The organism is Citrobacter sp. Cpo142 (assembly GCF_030332425.1).
GTDB lineage: Bacteria > Pseudomonadota > Gammaproteobacteria > Enterobacterales > Enterobacteriaceae > Citrobacter > Citrobacter portucalensis.
Window position 1 is genome coordinate 72,931 of record NZ_JAOWHW010000142.1, and the last position, 22,611, is coordinate 95,541.

The 22,611-nt window shown below is 51.9% G+C and carries 19 protein-coding genes; 8 read left to right on the forward strand and 11 right to left on the reverse strand.

Annotated elements, in window-relative coordinates:
* Positions 1 to 55: 55 nt before the first annotated feature.
* Complete coding sequence (locus OGY18_RS21635) at positions 56 to 904, reverse strand: SDR family oxidoreductase (protein ID WP_286554314.1); 849 nt, start codon at positions 902 to 904, stop codon at positions 56 to 58.
* 90 nt (positions 905 to 994) lie between these two features.
* Here OGY18_RS21635 and OGY18_RS21640 point away from each other — a divergent pair, with 90 nt between their 5' ends.
* Complete coding sequence (locus OGY18_RS21640) at positions 995 to 1,375, forward strand: winged helix-turn-helix transcriptional regulator (protein ID WP_032934267.1); 381 nt, start codon at positions 995 to 997, stop codon at positions 1,373 to 1,375.
* Positions 1,376 to 1,422: 47 nt separating this feature from the next.
* On the opposite strand, the gene cpdB is transcribed toward OGY18_RS21640, so the two are convergent.
* The gene (gene cpdB / locus OGY18_RS21645) at positions 1,423 to 3,366 is read right to left on the reverse strand and encodes a 2',3'-cyclic-nucleotide 2'-phosphodiesterase (protein ID WP_286554315.1); all 1,944 of its coding nucleotides are present in this window, start codon (positions 3,364 to 3,366) and stop codon (positions 1,423 to 1,425) included.
* A 188-nt stretch (positions 3,367 to 3,554) separates the two neighbouring features.
* On the opposite strand from cpdB, the gene cysQ reads away from it, so the two are divergent.
* Positions 3,555 to 4,295 carry a 3'(2'),5'-bisphosphate nucleotidase CysQ gene (gene cysQ / locus OGY18_RS21650; RefSeq protein ID WP_003830423.1) on the forward strand — a complete coding sequence of 247 codons (741 nt, stop codon included), beginning with the start codon at positions 3,555 to 3,557 and terminating at the stop codon, positions 4,293 to 4,295.
* A gap of 48 nt (positions 4,296 to 4,343) precedes the next feature.
* On the opposite strand, the gene OGY18_RS21655 is transcribed toward cysQ, so the two are convergent.
* From OGY18_RS21655 to OGY18_RS21670, 4 genes are all read right to left on the reverse strand, one after another.
* Positions 4,344 to 5,396, reverse strand: coding sequence for a radical SAM/SPASM domain-containing protein (locus tag OGY18_RS21655; protein WP_087879117.1), 1,053 nt, complete (start codon positions 5,394 to 5,396; stop codon positions 4,344 to 4,346).
* A gap of 6 nt (positions 5,397 to 5,402) precedes the next feature.
* Positions 5,403 to 5,996, reverse strand: coding sequence for a TIGR04222 domain-containing membrane protein (locus OGY18_RS21660; RefSeq protein ID WP_353622751.1), 594 nt, complete (start codon positions 5,994 to 5,996; stop codon positions 5,403 to 5,405).
* A complete protein-coding gene (locus tag OGY18_RS21665; RefSeq protein WP_286554318.1) occupies positions 5,939 to 6,295 on the reverse strand; it encodes a DUF2207 domain-containing protein in 357 nt (118 codons plus the stop codon). The genes OGY18_RS21660 and OGY18_RS21665 overlap by 58 nt, the downstream gene beginning before the upstream one ends.
* A 119-nt stretch (positions 6,296 to 6,414) precedes the next feature.
* On the reverse strand, positions 6,415 to 6,972 hold the full coding sequence (locus tag OGY18_RS21670) for a YtfJ family protein (RefSeq protein WP_187259202.1): 558 nt from the start codon (positions 6,970 to 6,972) through the stop codon (positions 6,415 to 6,417).
* Positions 6,973 to 7,300: 328 nt separating this feature from the next.
* Here OGY18_RS21670 and OGY18_RS21675 point away from each other — a divergent pair, with 328 nt between their 5' ends.
* Positions 7,301 to 7,507: a DUF1107 domain-containing protein gene (locus tag OGY18_RS21675; protein ID WP_003025710.1), complete on the forward strand. Its 207-nt coding sequence runs from the start codon at positions 7,301 to 7,303 to the stop codon at positions 7,505 to 7,507.
* Between the two features lie 66 nt (positions 7,508 to 7,573).
* Here the strand turns inward: OGY18_RS21675 and paeA are convergent, their stop codons facing one another.
* Complete coding sequence (gene paeA, locus OGY18_RS21680) at positions 7,574 to 8,914, reverse strand: polyamine export protein PaeA (RefSeq protein ID WP_003830418.1); 1,341 nt, start codon at positions 8,912 to 8,914, stop codon at positions 7,574 to 7,576.
* A 150-nt stretch (positions 8,915 to 9,064) separates the two neighbouring features.
* Positions 9,065 to 9,703, reverse strand: coding sequence for a peptide-methionine (S)-S-oxide reductase MsrA (gene msrA / locus OGY18_RS21685; RefSeq protein WP_003830412.1), 639 nt, complete (start codon positions 9,701 to 9,703; stop codon positions 9,065 to 9,067).
* Between the two features lie 212 nt (positions 9,704 to 9,915).
* Between msrA and tamA the strand changes: the two genes are divergently transcribed.
* From tamA to OGY18_RS21700, 3 genes are read left to right on the forward strand one after another with little or no spacing between them, the layout of a single operon-like run.
* Positions 9,916 to 11,649, forward strand: coding sequence for an autotransporter assembly complex protein TamA (gene tamA, locus OGY18_RS21690; RefSeq protein ID WP_003025718.1), 1,734 nt, complete (start codon positions 9,916 to 9,918; stop codon positions 11,647 to 11,649).
* Positions 11,646 to 15,422 (forward strand): autotransporter assembly complex protein TamB, encoded by a 3,777-nt coding sequence (gene tamB, locus OGY18_RS21695; protein ID WP_148362536.1) that lies wholly within the window; start codon positions 11,646 to 11,648, stop codon positions 15,420 to 15,422. The genes tamA and tamB overlap by 4 nt, the downstream gene beginning before the upstream one ends.
* A gap of 2 nt (positions 15,423 to 15,424) precedes the next feature.
* Positions 15,425 to 15,769 (forward strand): gamma-glutamylcyclotransferase family protein, encoded by a 345-nt coding sequence (locus OGY18_RS21700; RefSeq protein WP_003025723.1) that lies wholly within the window; start codon positions 15,425 to 15,427, stop codon positions 15,767 to 15,769.
* Positions 15,770 to 15,826: 57 nt separating this feature from the next.
* On the opposite strand, the gene OGY18_RS21705 is transcribed toward OGY18_RS21700, so the two are convergent.
* The 3 genes from OGY18_RS21705 to ppa all read right to left on the reverse strand — a co-directional run bounded on the left by OGY18_RS21705 (position 15,827) and on the right by ppa (position 19,717).
* A complete protein-coding gene (locus tag OGY18_RS21705; RefSeq protein ID WP_148362535.1) occupies positions 15,827 to 17,836 on the reverse strand; it encodes a TonB-dependent receptor domain-containing protein in 2,010 nt (669 codons plus the stop codon).
* 84 nt (positions 17,837 to 17,920) lie between these two features.
* The gene (yncE, locus tag OGY18_RS21710; RefSeq protein WP_003830402.1) at positions 17,921 to 18,991 is read right to left on the reverse strand and encodes a 7-bladed beta-propeller protein YncE; all 1,071 of its coding nucleotides are present in this window, start codon (positions 18,989 to 18,991) and stop codon (positions 17,921 to 17,923) included.
* 198 nt (positions 18,992 to 19,189) lie between these two features.
* Positions 19,190 to 19,717, reverse strand: coding sequence for an inorganic diphosphatase (gene ppa / locus OGY18_RS21715; protein ID WP_003025726.1), 528 nt, complete (start codon positions 19,715 to 19,717; stop codon positions 19,190 to 19,192).
* Positions 19,718 to 20,026: 309 nt separating this feature from the next.
* Between ppa and ytfQ the strand changes: the two genes are divergently transcribed.
* Together ytfQ and ytfR are read left to right on the forward strand one after the other, a co-directional pair.
* Entirely contained in the window at positions 20,027 to 20,983 is a 957-nt protein-coding gene (gene ytfQ / locus OGY18_RS21720) for a galactofuranose ABC transporter substrate-binding protein YtfQ (protein ID WP_003025728.1), read from the forward strand.
* Between the two features lie 121 nt (positions 20,984 to 21,104).
* A complete protein-coding gene (gene ytfR, locus OGY18_RS21725; protein ID WP_016149467.1) occupies positions 21,105 to 22,607 on the forward strand; it encodes a galactofuranose ABC transporter, ATP-binding protein YtfR in 1,503 nt (500 codons plus the stop codon).
* Positions 22,608 to 22,611: the final 4 nt, after the last annotated feature.

A 22,611-nucleotide genomic window follows, 5' to 3' on the forward strand; every position in this document is an offset into this window, starting at 1 on the left:
TCATTATCAGAGAGGATGCGCGGGGATGCCACCACAATTAACTAATTTTTAACACTTACACGATGCCTTTGACACTGTCAGCCAACGAGGTGGTCGGGCGACCAATCAGTTTGCTCAGCGTATGGCTGTCGTCGAACAGACCGCCTTTGGAGGCGCCAGTGTCTGAGTCAGCCAGCATGTCCGCCAGCCCGGCAGGCAGGCCTATACCTTTAAGTGCGGCGGCAAAATCTGCTTCGCTCAGGTTCTGATACACCACTTTTTTACCACTCTGTTTTGCCAGCTCGGCAGCCAACTGGCTCAGGGTCCAGCCTGCGTCGCCCGCCAGCTCATAAGTTTTACCGGAATGAACGTCTTCACTGATGACGCGCGCGGCGGCAGCGGCATAGTCGGCGCGGGTCGCTGAGGCGATTTTGCCTTCACCTGCAGCCCCGATAAACACGCCGTGTTCCAGTGCAGCCGGTGCGCTGGCGAGATAGTTTTCGGTGTACCAGCCGTTACGCAGCAGCGCGTATGCGATACTGGATTCAGCCAGCATCTTCTCGGTTGCCACATGCTCATCAGCCAGCCCCAGCGGGGAGGTGTCGGCGTGCAGCAGGCTGGTGTAGGCGATGAATTTCACGTGCGCGGCTTTCGCTGCGTTAATCACGTTGCGATGCTGCGAGGCGCGTTGTCCCACTTCGCTGGAGGAGATTAGCAGTAGCTTGTCGATACCCTGTAAGGCAGCCGTCAAGGCGGCTTCATCGCTGTAATCCGCCTGACGAACGGTAATGCCCTGCTGGCTAAGCGCCGTCGCTTTAGCGGGATTACGCACAATTGCCACAATCTGGCTGGCAGGAACGGTTTTCAGCAGAGATTCAATAACATGTTGGCCCAGTTGGCCGGTGGCGCCGGTAATTGCGATCATGGAGTGACTCCTTGGTATTGGTCTTGTGTTTAATCACGCTAACACCTAAACTTACTTTTAGTAAGTACGCACAAAAAGGTTAGTATGAAAATGACAGCTTCGACGCTCTCCCAGCAGTTACGCGATGGCAACTTGTTTGCCGAACAGTGTCCCTCCCGCGAGGTGTTAAAACATGTCACCAGCCGCTGGGGCGTGTTGATTCTGGTGGCGCTGCGCGACGGTACGCACCGTTTCAGCGATTTGCGCCGTAAGATGGGCGGGGTCAGTGAAAAGATGCTGGCGCAATCCCTGCAAGCGTTAGAGCATGACGGGTTTATCAATCGGGTGTCGTATCCGGTGGTACCGCCGCACGTGGAGTATAGCCTGACGCCGTTGGGTGAGCAGGTGAGCGATAAAGTCGCCGCGCTGGCGGACTGGATAGAACTGAATTTGCCGCAGGTTTTAGCGCAGCGGGACGAACGGGCTGCGTAGTTTTGTAGGCCGGATAAGACGCTATTGCGCCTCATCCGGCATGAAAATTACTTATTTAAATCCAGCTGATAAATAGCGAAACCGATGTCATCGGTCGCGACTTTCTTCAGCGGATACTGGCCTTTCTCTTTAATAAATGCCGCGGCTTTATCAGACGGTGATGTTTCAAAGCGAATATCCAGTGGTGTGTCGCTATGAATTGGCGCCAGACGCCAGTTGTTATCTGCCGCCGGGTGAATTTCACCGGTACGCTTCGTCTCTGCACCAATCCACGCCGCCAGCACCGAGCGGTTTTCATCCGGAGAGGCAAACGCGATGTGGCTGTCGCCGGTTCCGGCAAACTTACCGCCGTAGGCGCGGTAGTTGTTGGTCGCGACGAGGAAGGTGGCATTCGGATCGATTGGTTTGCCGTTAAAGGTCAGATTTTTAATACGTTCCGCTTTCGGGTTAATGGTCTGACATTCACCGTCGTAGCGGGCGGGTTGTGAAACATCAATCTGATAATTCACGCCGTCAATCACGTCGAAGTTATAGGTACGGAAGCCATCCCAGTTAATCAACGACTGTGGTTTGCTGCTGTGGATATCAATCTGATTGAACTGCCCGGCGGAACATTCCAGCCATTCTTTCACCTCTTTACCGCTGGCTTTCACCACCACCAGAGTGTTGGGATAGAGATACAAATCAGCGGCGTTACGGAAGGTTAACTGACCTTTTTCGACTTCTACGAAGCTTGCCGGATCGTTCTTGCGTCCACCGACCTTAAACGGCGCGGCGGCGGAAAGTACCGGCAGTTTTGCCAGATCCGGATCGCCCTGAATAAAGTGTTCCACATAGGCTTTCTGCGCGTTGTTCACCACCTGTACGGTCGGGTCATCCTGTACCAGCGCCAGATAGCTGTACATGTTGTCGGCGGATTTACCGATCGGTTTGCTGACAAACTCACGCGTGGCGTCGTGATCGGCTTTCAGGATCTCAACGATTTTTTTGTCTTCTGCTGCCAGTGATTTTTTTGCTGCGGCGTCATAGATCGGGCGCGCCTCGGCTTTCGCCTGAGTGACCTGCCATTTACCGCTGTCGTTATTCAGCACTAAATCCACCACGCCCAGGTGATCGCCCCACATACCCGGCATCACCGCAGGAACCCCATTCAGCGTACCTTTTGTGATATCTGCGCCTTTAATATTGGCAAAGTCTTTACCCGGGAAGACGGCGTGAGCGTGACCAAACATAATGGCATCCACGCCCGGTACTTCACTGAGGTAATAAACGGAGTTTTCCGCCATCGTTTGATATGGGTCGGCAGAAAGCCCGGAGTGAGCAACCACCACCACGACATCGGCGCCTTTTTCCCGCATTTCCGGAACGTATTTGCGTGCAGTTTCCGTAATGTCGTTCACCGTGACTTTGCCGCTGAGGTTGGCTTTATCCCAGGTCATAATCTGCGGTGGCACAAAGCCGATATAGCCAATCTTCAGCGTTTGCTTGTTCCCTTCCTTGTCGACCACCTCAGTGTCTTTGATCAAGTAAGGCGTAAATAGCGGCTTCTTGGTCTTAACGTCGATGATATTGGCGTTAACGTAAGGGAATTTCGCCCCGGCCAGCGCGTTGTGCAGATACTCCAGACCGTAGTTGAATTCATGGTTGCCGAGGTTACCCACCGCGTAATCCAGGGTATTCAGCGCCTTATATACCGGGTGTGTTTCGCCCGCTTTCAGCCCCTTGGCCGCCATGTAATCCCCGAGCGGGCTGCCCTGAATCAGATCGCCATTATCAACCAGCACGCTGTTTTTGACTTCACCACGCGCAGCGTTGATCAGACTTGCCGTACGTACCAGACCGAATTTTTCAGTCGGTGTATCTTTGTAATAATCGAAATCCATCATATTGCTATGCAAATCAGTGGTTTCCATTATACGCAGATCGACGGTCGCGGCATTGACGCTGGCTGCAATCAGCGTTGCCAGAAGCGTTGCACTAAACTTAATCATCAGGGGCATCCTTTTAAGATCTAAGCCACAAAAGAAAATGTATATAAATCTTCTTGCTTACAGAACTGTGAATCATGACATGAATATAGCGTTTAAAACCGCAGACGCTATCACAGTTGGCGGATCCCCTGACGATCGGGTATAAGTAAAACAACGAGTTAACACCACTGACAGAAACGAGGTGGAGAATGCTAGAACATGTATGCCAGCTTGCACGGAACGCGGGCGATGCCATTATGCAGGTCTACGATGGAATCAAACCGATGGAGATTACCAGCAAGCAGGATGATTCTCCGGTCACGGCGGCAGATATCGCCGCGCATACGGTGATCCTCGAAGGATTACTGGCGCTGACGCCGGATATTCCGGTTCTGTCTGAAGAGGCGCCTCCTGGCTGGGATGTTCGCCAGCATTGGCAGCGCTACTGGCTGGTGGACCCGCTGGACGGGACCAAAGAGTTCATTAAGCGTAACGGTGAATTTACCGTCAATATTGCGCTAATCGAGAAAGGAAAGCCGGTTCTGGGCGTGGTTTACGCGCCGGTAATGAAAGTGATGTACTGCGCAGCAGAAGGTAAAGCGTGGAAAGAAGAGTGCGGCGTACGCAAACAAATTCAGGTTCGTGACGCGCGTCCGCCGCTGGTGGTCATTAGCCGCTCGCATGCCGACAATGAGTTAAAAGAGTATCTGCAACAGTTGGGTGAGCACCAGACCACCTCGATTGGCTCATCGCTGAAGTTCTGCCTGGTGGCGGAAGGGCACGCACAGCTGTATCCGCGTTTTGGGCCAACCAACGTGTGGGACACCGCCGCTGGCCATGCCGTTGCCGCCGCAGCCGGAGCGCACGTTCACGACTGGCAGGGGAAACCTCTGGATTACACCCCACGTGAATCGTTCCTCAACCCCGGCTTCCGCGTTTCTATTTACTGAGTAATTTGTGCAGCAGGGCAATCACCTGCTGCACCTCTTCCATTCTTTTCATTCTGATAGGGCAGCGAACTGGCAGCCAGGATCGGCGGTGAAAGCGTCATGATTAACTGCCCATGCCAGACATCGAAGGCCGCCACGGCATTGCGTTTTAAAAAGGCATTTACCGCAGGCTGCGGGCCAGGTGAATTCGCGCAATTGACGAAAAAGAGGCGCGTTTTGATATATCTCTGTTAGCGGTGTCTGCAGCATATTCCCTACTGCAACGGGCAAACGACGACAAGGATACACGTCGGCATTGGGCATGATGGTGATTAACCCTGCTCCTGCCTGGCAGCGATAAGGTGCGGATTCATGATGCTGAAATTGTAACGCGCGCAGCATTGAGATTTCAGTTTTGCTCTGAGGTTTTAAAAAACGATGCATAAAACTGGGACGTTCTATTTTCTTTTTAATCTGTGCCGCAAATTGAAAGAAATCCTGAGTTTCTGCTTGATCCAAAATGTCGGGTATGTTGTCGCGACAAGGGATCAGACGATCGAACCATAGACGGTCTACCGCATAGCGTCTGGCCATATTTGCAACAGTGGCAAAACTTCTGATGTTTTTTTTGTGTGCCGTAAAAGACCAGAGCACACGTCGGCCTTCAGCTTTTAACCGTTTTGTTGTCTCCAGTACGCGAGAGAAATTGCCAGTGCCGCGGATTTCGTCATGGATGCTGCTATCTCCGTCCACGCTTAACTGAATAAAAGCCAGGCGTATTGGGGCGATAAGTTTTAAACGCGTTTCGGTGAGTAGCGTCCCGTTTGTGAGGATGGCGATGTTCGGGCGCTGCAGATGCTCATCCAGAAACTGAAGTAATTTGATGAAGTCTGGATGAGCGAAGGGTTCACCGCCAGTTAGCGTGAGCAAAAAAGGTAAGGGCGAGGGCCCCGCCAGCTGCTGGTGGAAATGCAATATTTGCTCGGCTATTTCCTTGAGTTCAGCGAGCGAATTGCGTTTCCCCTCATACCCGGGTTGATAACAATGCTGACAGCGTAAATTGCAGCTATCCGTGATGTGCCACTGGACTGTTAAATGTTGGGGACGAAAATTCGCTACCATTTTTGATTAATCACCGCCGCATCCGCCACATCCACTTCCTCCGCAGCTACTACCGCTACAACTACTGCCGCTACAGCTACTTCCGCCACAACCACTGCTACCGCTAGTGTCGTGAATAAAACTGTTATTATCATAATCTGAAGCTGCAACCTGTGCGGTATAAAGACCCGTGATAGCAGCGCTGCCGATAAGCACTTTACTTAACCATTCCTGCTGCAGATTTTTGTTCGTGACGTTTAATAACGTGTCATGATAAAGCCGAATGTACTCTTGTCCACAGGGGGTAAGAGTGACGGCATTCATATTTATTCTGCTGGCAAATACGACAGGGACAACAACAAATATGGTTAAGATGAGATAGCCAATATTAGCGTGTCCTGTATTCATGGCAATTATGAGTTTATATAAACCAAGTGCTATTAGTGATAATAAATATATTCTATGTCTCTTTATTATTTTATGTTTATCTTTTTTACTATAAACCAAACACATGCTCTCTGCTTTTTTAAGATGACTTTCATCTTTCCCAGTGAACACTTTGTTTATCCTGAATAAGCTCTTTGGCTTCCTGAAGTATGCAAGTATGTGTCTTTCATAGATCGTGGTGTTCGTTTTTTCTTTTTAGTTATTTGATAATGTTGATCATTTTTTCTGATAATGTAGCCTTCATCAAGCAGTGGTCCCATCACCATGTTGGTGATCCCCATTGTGGGATCTTTTAGCCATGCGATAAAAAATGGGTCTTCATTGACATTTAAGGATTTGGATTGTTTTTTATGTAAACTTTTCTTATATAAAATAAGAAAATATCGCGATGTTATGATTATTGTGTAATAGAAAAGTAAAAAGTGACCGCCACTCAGTGAAATAATTGGGTTAGCTCCCAGACTCCATGTCATGATGATTAATCCTTAGTGATTTAATGCTGTTTGTTGGTCAGGGTTATATCACGCAGTTTCTTTCTCCGCCAGTTATTGGCGGAGAAAGAGGAATAAAGGACAGTATGTATGAAATTTATTTATTGTGAGAGCAATTTGTGCAGCAGGGCAATCACCTGCTGCACCTCTTCCTGCGTTAATGCGCCATCTTTTGCCCACTGCACGCGTCCGTCCTTGTCGAGAACGACAATTGCTGAACTCTCTTCATCAAGTTGCCAGGCTTTACGCGCAATGCCATTGCTGTCGACAATGAATTGCGACCACGGGTAGAGCTTCTTATTGCTCTCCAGACTGCTGCGCACAAACATACCGGAGCCGGGAATGGCGTCATCTGTGTTGACGATAGTGGTGGTCTGGTATTTGTCGTGCGGCAGGTTGGCGGCTTTGATTGCCTCGATCAGCGTCGCATTTTTCTCTTTGGCGGAGGTGCGTCCGGCAATGTGTTGCACAATTCGCACTTTGCCTGGCAACTGCGCGCTATTCCAGCTTTTGTAGCTAAACTTATCGTTATCGAGAATCAGTTCGCCGCGATCGGCGATCCCCACCGGCGGTACGCGCTGGTCAGTCTCAAACTTATGTGCGGAGGCAATCATCGGCAGTAGCAGGCACGACAGCGCCAGCAGTTTTCGTAAGGTCATAGTTTTTCCTTCTCTCTTTTATTTTGCAGGTGATCCGACCACTTGGGTCTGGAATTTAATCATATGTGCGAATGATGCTTTTTCCCGCAAGCGCGATGCCAGTTTGCGGACGGGCGCACAAATCCTGCGAAAAATGAAGGCTTATACTGAAGACAGCGAAGCGTTGAAAAGATAATTCTGAATAATTGTAACTTGAAGGTAAATAAACTTATACACGCTGGAAACATCAACGAGATAGTCTATAGTCATAGGGCATTAAAATTTGCGCCTGAGGATTGTCGGACCGATTGTGGTACCGCAAAGGCGTAATGCTCAGCAGGAGACAACAATGAAAATTTTCCAACGATACAACCCGCTGCAGGTGGCGAAGTACGTGAAGATCCTGTTTCGTGGACGGTTATATATCAAGGATGTAGGCGCTTTTGAATTTGATAAGGGTAAGATTCTTATCCCAAAAGTGAAGGACAAACTGCATTTTTCCGTGATGTCCGAAGTTAACCGTCAGGTCTTGCGTCTGCAAACTGAGATGGCTTGATCAAAGTGCTATGCAGTAGTTAAAAAAACGGCTCCTGATGGGAGCCGTTGATGTTTCTGTAGGGCGTTAAGACGCCTTTGCCTCTTCTTTTGCATCTGGCAGTTTTGGTACCAGAACAGTAGGTTTGCTGTCCAGACGCGTCACCAGCAGCTGATCGATCTTGTAGTTATCGATATCCACCACTTCAAATTTGTAGCCTGAATACTTCACCGAGTCGGTGCGTTTCGGGATTTTACGCAGCATGAACATCATAAAACCACCAATGGTTTCATAGTTGCCAGACTGCGGGAATTCGTCGATATCCAGCACGCGCATCACGTCATCAATCGGTGTACCGCCGTCGACTAACCATGAGTTTTCATCACGTGCCACAATCTGCTCTTCCAGACCCTGACCTACCAGATCGCCCATCAGCGTCGTCATAACGTCGTTGAGGGTGATAATCCCCACCACCAGCGCGTACTCGTTCATGATGACGGCAAAGTCTTCGCCTGCGGTTTTGAAGCTTTCCAGCGCTTCAGAGAGCGTCAGCGTGTCCGGGACGATCAGCGTATTGCGGATCTGTACTCCGCTGTTCAGCGCCATGCTTTGGTTCGCCAGTACGCGGTTGAGGAGATCCTTTGAATCAACATAACCAATGATGTGGTCGATATCTTCGTTACACACCAGGAATTTGGAGTGAGGATGTTCCGCCACCTTGTTTTTCAGGCTTTGCTCATCTTCATGGAGATCGAACCAGATAATATTCTCGCGCGAGGTCATTGAAGACGGGACGGTACGGGATTCCAGTTCGAATACATTTTCAATCAGCTCATGCTCCTGCTTGCGCAGAACACCCGCCAGCGCACCCGCTTCGACCACGGCGTAAATGTCGTCCGAGGTGATGTCATCTTTACGCACCATTGGGATCTTAAACAGACGGAAAATGTTGTTTGCCAGACCGTTAAAGAACCATACCAGCGGGCGGAAGACCAGCAGGCAGAAGCGCATCGGGTTGATGATACGCAAAGCCACAGCTTCTGGCGCAATCATACCGATGCGTTTCGGGGTTAAATCCGCGAACAGGATGAACAGGCCAGTAACCAGCGAGAATGACAGAATAAAGCTTAACTGCTCGGACAGCTCTGGAGTGAAGTACTTCGAGAAAAGGCTGTAAAACGCCGGGGAGAATGCTGCATCACCGACGATACCGCCGAGAATGGCGACCGCGTTAAGGCCAATTTGCACGACGGTAAAAAACATGCCGGGGTTTTCCTGCATCTTCAAAACACGTTGTGCGTTTACGTTGCCTTCATCGGCAAGCAGTTTAAGTTTTATTTTGCGTGATGCAGCAAGCGAGATCTCAGATATCGAGAAAAACGCACTCACGGCGATCAGGCAGAGAATGACTAAAATACTGTTTAACATATCTTATCCGACCGTTCAGGTCAGATCCTCGGAAGGGAGAAGTTGATAAATCCGTGTGAAATACACATTGAAAACCGGCTCGTGGAAGTGAGCCGGTAAATTCAGAAGCTAGTATAGCGTAAGGCACTGTAAAGTCGCCAGAGGGGGAAATTATCCTTGTGGCGGCAGGCAAACACCAATACCACCAATGCCACAATATCCGTAAGGATTTTTGTGCAGATACTGCTGGTGATCGTCCTCGGCATAATAGAACGGGGTTGCCGTAGTGATTTCCGTGGTAATGGTGCGCTCGTCGCCTGCGGCGGTCATTGCTGCCTGAAAACGCTCAAGGCTGGCCTGTGCGGCGGCGGTTTGTTCCGGCGTTAACGGGTAAATGGCGGAGCGATACTGCGTGCCCTGGTCGTTCCCCTGACGCATGCCTTGAGCCGGGTCGTGATTTTCCCAGAACACCTGCAGCAGTTGTTCGTAGCTGATAACATGCGGGTCATAGACGATGCGTACCGCTTCGGCATGCCCGGTATCGCCAGAACACACTTCCCGATAGGTTGGGTTTGGGGTGTAGCCGCCGGTGTACCCGGCCGCCGTGCTGTAGACCCCTGGCAATGACCAAAATAAACGCTCAACGCCCCAGAAGCATCCCATGGCGAAATAAGCTATCTCCATACCGTCGGGCACATTGGTCATCGAATGTTGGTTAACCGCATGCAGCGTTGCCACTGGCATCGGGGTGTTGCGTCCAGGTAGCGCATCTGCTTGAGTAACAAGATGCTTTCTATCAAATAAACTCATGGCCGTTCTCCCGAAATCAGTCATTTGGGTTAAGGTTGTAACGAGACGCGTCTTTGCCCACAATAAACGGCGTGAATACGTCTAGAGTTAAACATAAGAAATATTTGGGTTGTCGTCTGTTTTTCAACTCTTATTGTTGATTTTTTGTTAAGCCGAGGAACGGCATAGTATTTTTTTCCAGGGGTGGGAAAAAAGGATATTCAGGAGAAAATGTGCCACATATCCGTCAGTTATGTTGGGTGGGATTACTGTGCTTAAGTGGCTCCGCCGCCGCCGCGAATGTTCGCTTACAGGTCGAAGGATTATCAGGACCGCTGGAGAAAAACGTCCGTGCGCAGCTGTCCACGATTCAAAGTGATGAAGTCACTCCAGACCGACGCTTTCGTGCGCGCGTTGATGATGCCATCCGCGAAGGGCTAAAAGCGCTGGGCTACTTTGAGCCGACCATTGATTTTGAACTGCGTCCACCGCCGGCGAAAGGCCGCCAGGTGCTGATTGCCAAAGTGACCCCCGGCGAGCCGGTGCTGATTGGTGGCACTGAGGTGATTTTGCGCGGTGGCGCGCGTACGGATAAAGATTATCTGGATCTGCTGAAAACGCGCCCGGCAATCGGCACCGTGCTGAATCAGGGGGACTATGACAACTTCAAAAAGTCACTCACCAGCGTGGCGCTGCGTAAAGGTTATTTCGACAGTGAATTTAATAAAAGCCAGCTTGGAATAGCGCTTGAGCGTCGCCAGGCGTTCTGGGATATCGATTACAACAGCGGCGAACGCTATCGCTTTGGGCATGTCACCTTTGAAGGCTCGCAAATTCGCGATGAGTATCTGCAAAATCTGGTGCCCTTTAAAGAAGGTGAAGAGTACGAGTCGAAAGATCTGGGCGAACTGAACCGTCGTCTGTCGGCGACCGGATGGTTTAATTCCGTGGTCGTCGCACCGGAGTTTGATAAAGCCCGCAAAACCAAGGTGCTACCCCTGAAAGGCGTGGTCTCACCGCGAACCGAAAACACCATCGAAACCGGGGTCGGTTATTCAACTGACGTCGGGCCACGGGTGAAGACCTCGTGGAAAAAGCCGTGGATGAACTCCTACGGCCATAGCCTGACGACCAGCGCCAGTATCTCGGCGCCAGAGCAGGTGCTTGATTTCAGCTATAAAATGCCGCTGTTAAAGAACCCGCTGGAACAGTATTACCTGGTACAGGGCGGCTTTAAGCGTACCGATTTAAACGACACCGAGCAGGATTCCACAACGCTTGCGGTTTCCCGCTACTGGGACCTCTCCAGCGGCTGGCAGCGCGCGATTAACCTGCGCTGGAGCCTCGACCACTTTACCCAGGGTAACGTCACCAACACCACTATGCTGCTCTATCCGGGCGTGATGATCAGCCGGACGCGCTCACGCGGCGGCCTGATGCCTGTCTGGGGCGACTCTCAGCGTTATTCCATTGATTACTCCAACACGGCCTGGGGTTCAGACGTTGATTTCTCCGTCTTCCAGGCGCAAAACGTCTGGATCCGCACGCTGTACGACAGGCATCGCTTTGTGATGCGCGGCAACCTCGGCTGGATTGAAACCGGAGACTTCGACAAAGTACCGCCGGACCTGCGTTTCTTTGCCGGGGGCGATCGCAGTATTCGCGGCTACAAATACAAATCTATTTCGCCGGAAGGCAGCGACGGCAAGCTGAAAGGGGCCTCTAAGCTGGCAACTGGCTCGCTGGAATACCAGTACAACGTGACCGGTAAATGGTGGGGCGCGATGTTTGTCGATAGCGGTGAAGCGGTCAGCGATATTCGCCGAAGCGATTTCAAAACCGGTGCCGGGGTCGGCGTACGCTGGCAATCACCAGTGGGACCTATCAAGCTCGACTTTGCCGTCCCGGTCGGCGACAAAGATGAACATGGTTTACAGTTTTACATCGGTCTGGGGCCTGAATTATGAGTTTATGGAAGAAGATAAGCCTCGGCGTGCTGATTTTTATCCTGCTGTTGTTAGGCACGGTGGCGTTCCTCGTCGGTACCACCTCGGGCCTGCATCTGATCTTCAAAGCAGCTAATCGGTGGGTTCCGGGTCTGGAAATTGGTCAGGTCACCGGCGGCTGGCGGGATCTATCACTGAAAAATATTCGCTACGACCAGCCTGGCGTGGCGGTGAATGCTGGTGAAGTGCATTTGGCCGTGGGGCTTAACTGTCTGTGGGACAGCAGCCTGTGCGTCAACGATCTGGCGCTGAAAAACATCAACGTGGCGATCGACAGCAAAAAGATGCCGCCATCCGCGCCGGTAGAGGAAGAAGAGAGCGGTCCGCTTAATCTTTCCACGCCTTACCCCATCACGCTTTCGCGCGTGGCGCTGAACAACATCAATATCAAAATCGATGACACCACGGTTTCAGTGCTGGATTTTACTTCCGGCCTGAACTGGCAGGAAAAAACGCTGACGTTGAAGCCAACGTCATTACAGGGGCTGCTGATTGCTCTGCCTAAAGTGGCGGAAGTGGCACAGGAAGAGGTTGTCGAACCGAAGATTCAAAACCCGCAGCCGGATGAAAAGCCGCTCGGCGAAACGCTAAAAGATCTGTTCTCAAAGCCGGTACTGCCGGAAATGACCGATGTCCATCTGCCGCTCAATCTCAATATTGAAGAGTTTCGCGGCGAGCAGCTGCGCGTGACTGGGGATACGGATTTAACGGTACATAGCATGCTGCTGAAAGTGAGCAGCATAGACGGCAACATGAAGCTCGACGCGCTGGATATCGACTCGAATCAGGGAACGGTAAAAGCCAGCGGCACGGCGCAACTGACCGACACGTGGCCGGTTGATATTACGTTAAACAGCACGCTAAACATCGACCCGTTAAAAGGCGAAAAGGTGAAGCTGAAGGTCGGCGGCGCGCTGCGCGAACAGCTGGAAGTCGGCGTCAATCTGTCTGGTCCGGTGGATATGGACCTGCGTGCGCAGACGCGTCTGGCGGAAGCCGGATTGCCGCTCAACATTGAGGTGGTGAGTAAGCAGGTTTACTGGCCGTTTACCGGTGAGAAACAGTTCCAGGCCGATGACATCAAGCTCAAACTGACCGGCAAGATGACCGACTATACGCTGTCGATGCGTACCGCCGTGAAAGGTCAGGATATTCCTCCGGCTATTATCACGCTGGACGCCAAAGGCAACGAGCAACAGATCAATCTCGATAAACTCAGCGTTGCGGCGCTGGAAGGGAAAACTGAGCTGAAAGCGCTGGTGGACTGGCAGCAGGCGATCAGCTGGCGCGGGGAGCTAACGCTGGATGGTATCAATACCGTGAAAGCGATCCCGGACTGGCCGTCAAAACTGAATGGCCTGGTGAAAACGCGCGGCAGTCTGTACGGCGGAAGCTGGCAGATGGAGGTTCCGGAGCTGAAGCTGACCGGCAACGTGAAGCAGAACAAGGTCAATGTGAACGGTTCGCTGAAGGGGAATAGCTACCTGCAGTGGACGATCCCGGGCCTGCATCTGGAGCTGGGACGTAACAGTGCGGACGTAAAAGGCGAACTGGGGGTTAAAGACCTTAACCTCGACGCGACGATTGATGCCCCAAGCCTGGATAACGCGCTGCCGGGGCTGGGCGGTACGGCGAAAGGGCTGGTAAAAGTTCGCGGTACGGTTGAAGCACCACAGCTGCTGGCGGATATTACCGCCCGTGGTCTGCGCTGGCAGGAACTTTCCGTTGCTCAGGTGCGCGTCGAAGGCGATGTGAAATCGGCCGAGCAAATCGCCGGTAATCTCAACGTTCGCGTAGAGCGGATTGTACAACCTGACGTGAATATTGGTCTGGTGACGCTCAACGCCAAAGGCAGTGAAAAGCAGCATGAGCTGCAGTTACGCATTCAGGGTGAGCCGGTTTCCGGGCAACTGGATCTTGCCGGGAGCTTTGATCGCAAAGAACAGCGCTGGAAAGGAGAGTTAAGCAATACCCGTTTCCAGACGCCGGTCGGTCCGTGGTCGCTCAACCGGGCTATCGCGCTGGATTATCGTAATCAGGAACAGAAAATTAGTATCGGGCCGCACTGCTGGAACAACCCGAATGCGGAGCTGTGCGTACCACAAACCATTGATGCCGGTGCAGAAGGTCGCGCGGTGGTGAACCTTAACCGCTTCGACCTGGCTATGCTAAAACCGTTTATGCCGGAGACAACCCAGGCCAGCGGTGTGTTCACCGGCAAAGCTGATGTGAGCTGGGACACCACCAAAGAGGGGCTGCCACAGGGGCAGGTCACCCTGAGCGGACGTAACGTCAAGGTCACGCAAAGCGTGAATGATGCCCCGCTCCCCGTAGCGTTTGAAACGCTGAATCTGACCGCCGACCTGCACAATAACCGTGCCGAGTTGGGCTGGCTGATTCGTCTGACCAACAACGGGCAGTTTGACGGGCAGGTGCAGGTAACGGACCCGCAAGGGCGTCGTAATCTGGGCGGTAACGTCAATATTCGCAACTTCAATCTGGCGATGGTGAACCCCATCTTCTCGCGCGGTGAAAAAGCGGCAGGGATGATCAACGCCAACCTGCGGCTGGGCGGCGATGTGCAAAGCCCGCAGTTACTCGGACAGCTGCAACTGAGTGGTCTGGATATTGACGGTAACTTTATGCCGTTTGACATGCAGCCAAGCCAGTTAGCTGTTAACTTTGCCGGAACACGCTCAACGCTGGCGGGCGTGGTGCGTACGCAGCAGGGCGAAATTAACCTGAGCGGCGATGCCGACTGGAGTCAGATAGACAACTGGCGGGCGCGCGTTGCGGCTAAAGGCAGCAGGGTACGTATTACCGTACCGCCGATGGTCCGCCTGGATGTATCGCCGGACGTGGTCTTTGAAGCTACACCAAGCCTGTTTACTCTCGATGGCAACGTGGATGTGCCGTGGGCGCGTATCGTGGTACATGACCTGCCGGAAAGCGCGGTTGGGGTTTCCAGCGATATGGTCATGCTTAACAACAATCTGCAGCCCGAGAAACCGCAGACCGCCGGTATTCCGATCAACAGCAACCTGAACATCCACGTTGGTAACAACGTGCGTCTTGACGCCTTTGGTCTGAAAGCGCGTCTGACGGGCGATCTGAAAGTGGTGCAAGATAAGCAAGGTCTGGGGCTTAACGGGCAAATTAATATCCCGAGCGGTCGCTTCCACGCCTATGGTCAGGATCTGATTGTGCGTAAGGGCGAGCTGTTGTTCTCCGGTCCGCCGGATCAGCCGTTGCTCAACATCGAAGCGATTCGTAACCCAGATGCCACCGAAGACGATGTGATCGCTGGCGTTCGCGTCACCGGTACCGCCGATGAACCGAAGGCGGAGATCTTCTCCGACCCGGCAATGTCGCAGCAAATGGCGCTTTCCTACCTGCTACGTGGACAAGGGCTGGATAGCGAACAAAGCGATAGCGCAGCGATGACTTCAATGCTTATTGGTCTGGGGGTTGCACAAAGTGGTCAGGTTGTGGGTAAAATCGGGGAGACATTTGGCGTAAGCAATCTGGCACTGGACACGCAAGGGGTGGGCGACTCATCTCAGGTGGTTGTCAGCGGATACGTACTGCCAGGTCTGCAGGTGAAATATGGTGTGGGTATATTTGACTCCTTAGCGACACTCACGCTACGTTATCGTCTGATGCCTAAGCTATATCTGGAAGCAGTGTCTGGCGTAGATCAGGCACTTGATTTGCTCTATCAGTTCGAGTTTTAGCAATGCGAATATTTGTCTACGGCAGTTTACGAACCAAACAAGGCAACAGCCACTGGATGACCAATGCCCTGTTGCTGGGAAATTTCAGTATCGATAACTACCAGTTGTACAGCCTGGGCCACTATCCAGGCGCGGTTCCGGGAAATGGAACAGTACACGGGGAAGTTTATCGTATTGATAACGCCACGCTGGCAGAGCTTGACGCTCTGCGTACCCGCGGCGGTGAATACGCACGCCAGTTAATTCAAACGCCGTACGGAAGTGCATGGATGTACGTGTACCAACGTCCGGTTGATGGCTTAACGCTGATTGAAAGCGGTAACTGGTTAGACAGAGACCAGTACTGATATATCGCCTACCAGAATAAACAACGCCGCCTTCGGGTGGCGTTGTTTATTAAAGGCTTAAAACTCCACGCGCGCGCCGAGGTTATAGCGGCGGCCTTCCACCTGCGCGGATTCATTCCATGCAGTCGTCAGTTTCGGATCCTCATCCAGCACGTTGTAGACTCCTGCCATCAGCTGCGTGTGCTTATTGAGCTTATAACGTACGCCTACGTCGACCATCGTGTAGTCATCATACTTATAGTTATTGCCGCTGTTGCGGTTACTGCTGCGGTAATTCACCGTACTCCATACGTCCAGACTCTGCGTTGCCGCCCAGTTCAGCGACAGGTTCGCCATATGGCGCGGATAATCGTTGAGCGCGTAGCCTTTGTTTACGCCGCTTTTCTGTTCGCTGTGGTTCCAGGTGTAGTTAGCGTTGGCTTTCACATCGGCGCTAATCTGCCAGTCGGCATTCAGTTCTATACCGTACACGTCCGCCTTGCTGACGTTGAAGTATTTACTGACGGAGTCCGCCTTGTAGCCATTCACGGAGCACTGATTCGTCGATGTGGTTTCGCAAATGGTTTGTTCAGCAATTTTGTCTTTGAACTGCGTATAGAAGACGGTGCTATCCAGTGACAGCGCATTCCCCGTCCAGTAGAGGCCCAGCTCAGAGTTAACGCTTTGTTCTGGTTTCAGATCGTCGTTACCGACGGTCAGGAAGGGATAAGGTACAGTCGAGCCGTATGGGGTGACAAAGTCGCTGGATGTCGCACGCAGCTCAGGTTTTTTATAACCTGCGGAAACGCCGCCCTTCAGCGCCCAGTCATTGCTGAAGGCCCAGTTACCGTACATTTTCGGCGTAATATGTGTGCCAAAGTTATCATCCTGGTCCATACGCGCTGATGTGGTCAGGATGAAGTCGTCAATGCTCCAGCCGTCTTCAGCAAACAATGCCCAACCGTTACGGCTGATTTTTGTCACTGGCTCAGATCCGGGCAGCGTTTTGTTGGCCACATCGAAGCGGTCATTCAGCTCTTCGCGGGTGAAATTCGCCCCAACGGTCAGTTTATGGTTGTCGAGCGTGAAGGTGGTTTGCGAATTGGCGACGTAGTTCTCCATCTGCACATACTGCGGCGACTGGCTGTCATAAACGTACTTCGAACGGCCTTTTTCATAGTTTATGTAGTTGGTCGTTGCGATGGTGTCGTCGGCATACCAGCCGGTATGCGTTAGGGTGGCGGCGTTACGATCGAACAGCCATGACCACGGCGCGCCGCGCTTCTGGGTACGGTTTTTCTCCTGCTCACCGGTGACCACATTGAGGTCGAACAGGTTATTTTCGCTAGCGGCCAGGCCCAGCGTCATATCAACGGATTTACGGTTGTGTTTGCCGAAATAGTTATTGCGATCGTCATCGCGACGGTCGAGCCAGTCGGCCGCTACGCTAAGGCCGAGAACATCGGGCACAATCGGTCCCATGGTAAACAAGTTCATCTGGCTGGTATTACCCAAATACTGGTGCTCCTGAAGCCAGGTATTGGCGGCAATTGCCGTCGTCCACTCTTTTGCGCCGTACGGTTTTTTGGTAATCACGTTGACCACACCGCCGATGGCATCTGAGCCGTACAGCGAGGACATGGGCCCGCGGATAACTTCGATACGCTCAATGGCCTCCATCGGCGGTAAGAAGTTGGCTTCAGTACCGATGTCATGCCCGTAAGGGCGAGATTCACCGGTATTTTGTTTGACGCTGTTGACCATAAACGCGGTATAGGACGGGTCCATGCCGCGGATCATAATGCTGCCAGCGTTCATGCCGCTGCTGTTAGTGACCGAGACGCCAGGAAGGTTTTTAATCGCTTCACCAATGCTACGGTCCGGCTGAATATCCAGCGTTTTACGATCGATAACGGAAATGGTGGCTGGCGCTTCGCGCTTTTGCTGCGAGAACCCGGATGCGGTGATCACCATTTCATCTTCGCTATTGCGTGAGGTTTCGGTGAGTTCTTCTGCCTGAGTGGGGAAAATAACACCGCCTGAGAATGCAACGATCCCTGTCAGCGTAATAAGTTGACGCGTTTTCATAATATAGACACCTGAAAAGTAAAAAATAAAAGCATCACCTTGCAGCCCAGAAAAGCTGCAAGGTGTCAGAAGCGTTTTTAATTATTAATATTTGGAGAGGTCGATTTTCAGCACGTAGTCGGGCTTCACACCTGCCATTTTTTCCGGCTGTTTGACGCTGACATACAGGGTGTTGGCATCAGACGAGAGCGCCAGGCTGTTAGGTAACGCATTGGTTTCAATGCTTTGTTTTACCTGATAAGTCTTGCTGTCCACAATGCTGATGCGTTTTGCATTTCGGTGGGTGATATACACTTCCTGGCGTTTTTCGTTATATATCACCGCCAGCGAGTTGATAACCTTAATGGGGGCAATAACCTTACCGGTATTAATATCAACAACCAGTACATCCGCTAAATCAGGATCGGTCAGGAATGCGCGATTATTTTTTGCATCCAAAGCAATATTCAGGAAAAAATGTTTTTTGCCTGGCTCAATGCTAAAGCGGCTAATAATTTGATGGTTGGTGGTATCCAGTGTAATAAGTTCGTTGCGGCCATTTACGACATACAGGCGGTTCTTATTTGCATCGACGGCCATGCCGGTCGGATACTGGCCCATGTTTTCAAGGGTAGCGATTTTCTCGCGCTTTTGCGTATCCACCACCCAGACAATGCCTTTTTCAGCCACGCCGGAAACGTACAGGCGGTGATGCTGTTTATCGAGCACCATTTCGCGGGTATGGACAATTTCTTTCGGGTTTTTGGCTTCGCTCAGTTGCAGTATCGCCAGCTCTTTACCGCTGCGGGTATCAATGAGCGTGACGGAACCCTCCAGCGTGTTACCCACGTACAGCACCTGATTTTCTTCATCCAGGGCAGTGGCAAAGGCACGACGGCTGGTTTCGATAACTTCAGTCGTGGTGAGTTTCTCCAGATCGAGTTTATAGATAAGCCCGCTGGTTTTATCTTTATCAAACGACGGCGACGAGGCAGCAAAAAGCGCATTCTGCTGGCTATCAACCGCCAGTTCATACACGCCGTTGCCAACGTCGCGGGTCAGAAAATCTTTCTCAGGTAGCGTCTGTGCCACGCTGGACAGGCTGGTAAATAACAGTGCTATGGCGAGAGCCACGCAGGAATAGCGTTTCAGGGACTTCACATTGTGGAGGTTCATTGACTTTTATTCACATTTATTTACATGCCGAGAATGATAATGAGATCTAATCTCATTCGCAATTAACATAAATGAAATGTGACTACCCAATCTGGTAGGTCAAAAGAAAACAGCGAAGGGGAGGGGGAAAAGAAAGTAGAAATTAAAAAACCCTTACTAACCAGGGGCTGGCGTTCAGGGCTTTAAGCTAACGCGAACTTACTTCTTCGCGCGCTCGAAGGAAGCAACGATTTCAGCTTTAGCAGCTTCAGCGTTGTCCCAACCGTCAACTTTCACCCATTTGCCCGCTTCGAGATCTTTGTAGTGTTCGAAGAAGTGGGTGATCTGCGCTTTCAGCAGTTCCGGCAGATCGGTCACATCTTTGATGTGATCGTATTCTTTGCTCAGCTTGGTGTGCGGTACAGCAACCAGTTTCGCATCTTCACCGGATTCGTCGGTCATTTTCAGTACGCCAACCGGACGGCAGCGGATCACTGAACCTGGCTCCAGCGGGTACGGAGTCGGGACCAGAACGTCTACCGGGTCACCATCCAGAGACAGGGTGTGGTTGATGTAACCGTAGTTGCACGGATAGAACATCGCGGTGGACATGAAGCGGTCAACGAACAGGGCGCCGCTCTCTTTGTCAACTTCGTATTTGATCGGATCTGCGTTCGCAGGGATCTCGATAACAACGTAGATATCTTCCGGCAGGTCTTTACCGGCAGGGACGTTGAGTAAGCTCATGTCTGTTTCCTTTAAATAAGCTATGGCAAACAAGTGGCGGGTATTATAGCCAACTCGCGCGGAATGTCTCCGCTTGTTTTCGCTTTCTCTGCGTGCATTTTCTTCTTTTTACCTCTCTCTAGTGACAGAAAAATCCATATCTTTAGCCGCATTTTTCATAGTGAGATGAAAGCGATTACAAAGTTGTGATTAACGTTTTATTTACTTTTTTGAAGTGTGATGTAACGCAATCCGTTACATGCTCAATTGTCTATAGTTTTTTCGCAACGGTTAATTAACCAACAATAATCACCCTACGAGGACGCACTTATGTGGAAGCGCTTACTTTTAGTCACAGCAGTTTCGGCAGCCATGTCGTCTATGGCAATGGCAGCCCCTTTAACCGTAGGATTTTCGCAGGTTGGCTCTGAATCCGGCTGGCGCGCCGCAGAAACCAACGTCGCGAAAAGCGAGGCCGAAAAGCGGGGAATTACGCTGAAAATCGCTGATGGCCAGCAAAAGCAGGAAAACCAGATTAAAGCAGTCCGCTCATTTGTTGCGCAGGGCGTCGACGCCATCTTTATTGCGCCAGTCGTGGCAACGGGTTGGGAGCCGGTTTTAAAAGAAGCTAAAGATGCCGACATTCCGGTCTTTTTGCTCGATCGTTCCATCGATGTAAAAGACAAATCTCTCTATATGACCACCGTCACCGCCGACAACGTGTTGGAAGGTAAATTGATCGGCGACTGGCTGATTAAACAAGTGGACGGCAAGCCGTGTAACGTCGTTGAGCTGCAAGGGACCGTTGGGGCCAGCGTGGCGATCGATCGTAAGAAAGGCTTTGCTGAAGCCATTGCCAGTGCGCCAAACATCAAAATTATTCGCTCTCAGTCCGGTGACTTCACCCGCAGTAAAGGGAAAGAAGTGATGGAGAGCTTTATCAAAGCGGAAAACAACGGCAAGAACATCTGTATGGTTTACGCCCACAACGATGACATGGTGATCGGTGCGATTCAGGCGATCAAAGAAGCGGGCCTGAAACCTGGCAAAGATATTCTCACCGGTTCTATCGATGGCGTACCGGATATCTACAAAGCGATGATTGACGGCGAAGCCAACGCTAGCGTCGAACTGACGCCGAATATGGCCGGCCCGGCATTCGACGCGCTGGAGAAATTCAAAAAAGACGGCACGATGCCTGAGAAGCTGACCATTACCAAGTCGATCCTCTATCTGCCGGATACGGCGAAAGAAGAGTTAGAGAAGAAGAAAAACATGGGCTACTAGTTTTTCTGTCGGTCTTCCGTAGGCCGGATAAGGCGTTACGCCGCCATCCGGCATTTGTTGCCTGATGGCGCTGCGCTTATCAGGCCTACGAAACGCCGTGACCTCGTACCGGAGGAATGCCATGACCACCGACCAACATCAGGAAATCCTCCGCACCGAAGGATTAAGCAAATTCTTTCCCGGCGTCAAAGCGTTGGATAACGTGGATTTCAGTTTGCGTCGCGGTGAAATTATGGCGCTGCTGGGAGAAAACGGAGCCGGCAAATCGACGCTCATCAAAGCGCTGACCGGCGTTTACCATGCCGATCGTGGCACTATCTGGCTCGAAGGCCAACCGATTTCCCCCAAAAACACCGCCCATGCCCAGCAACTGGGGATTGGCACCGTGTACCAGGAAGTGAACCTGCTGCCCAATATGTCGGTTGCCGATAACTTATTTATTGGTCGTGAACCGCGGCGCTTTGGCCTGCTCCAGCGCAAACAGATGGAAAAACGCGCGACGGAGCTGATGGCGTCATACGGTTTTTCCCTCGACGTGCGCGAGCCGCTGAACCGCTTTTCCGTGGCGATGCAACAAATCGTCGCCATCTGTCGGGCGATCGATCTCTCCGCGAAAGTGCTGATCCTCGATGAGCCGACTGCCAGCCTTGATACCCAGGAAGTTGAAATGCTGTTTGGTCTGATGCGACATCTGCGCGATCGCGGCGTCAGTCTGATCTTCGTCACCCACTTTCTCGATCAGGTTTATCAGGTCAGCGATCGCATTACCGTCCTGCGTAACGGCGGCTTCGTTGGCTGCCGTGAAACCCGCGAGCTGCCTCAGATCGAACTGGTCAAAATGATGCTGGGCCGCGAACTGGATACCCATGCACTACAGCGTGCGGGCCGCACCTTGCTGAGTGATAAACCGGTGGCGGCATTCAGTGATTTTGGCAAAAAAGGCACCATCGCGCCGTTTGATCTACAGGTGCGTCCCGGTGAGATCGTCGGTCTCGCCGGACTGCTGGGATCCGGGCGAACGGAAACGGCGGAGGTGATCTTTGGTATTAAACCCGCCGACAGCGGAAGTGCGCTGATCAAAGGCAAACCGCAGACCTTGCGATCGCCGCATCAGGCTTCGTGTCTGGGGATCGGTTTCTGTCCGGAGGATCGCAAAACGGATGGCATTATCGCCGCCGCTTCGGTGCGGGAAAACATCATTCTGGCATTGCAGGCACAGCGCGGCTGGCTGCGGCCTATCCCACGGAAAGAACAAAACGAGATTGCCGAGCGGTTTATCCGCCAGCTTGGTATTCGTACCCCCAACGCTGAGCAGCCGATCGAATTTCTCTCCGGCGGTAATCAGCAAAAAGTATTGCTCTCGCGCTGGTTACTGACCAAACCGCAGTTCCTGATCCTTGATGAACCCACGCGTGGGATCGACGTCGGCGCGCATGCGGAGATCATCCGCCTGATCGAAACGCTGTGCGCGGATGGTCTGGCGCTGCTGGTCATTTCATCCGAACTGGAAGAGTTAGTGGGCTATGCCGATCGGGTCATTATTATGCGCGATCGCAAGCAGGTGGCCGAGATCCCACTGGCTGAACTGTCCGTACCGGCGATCATGAACGCCATTGCGGCCTAAGGAG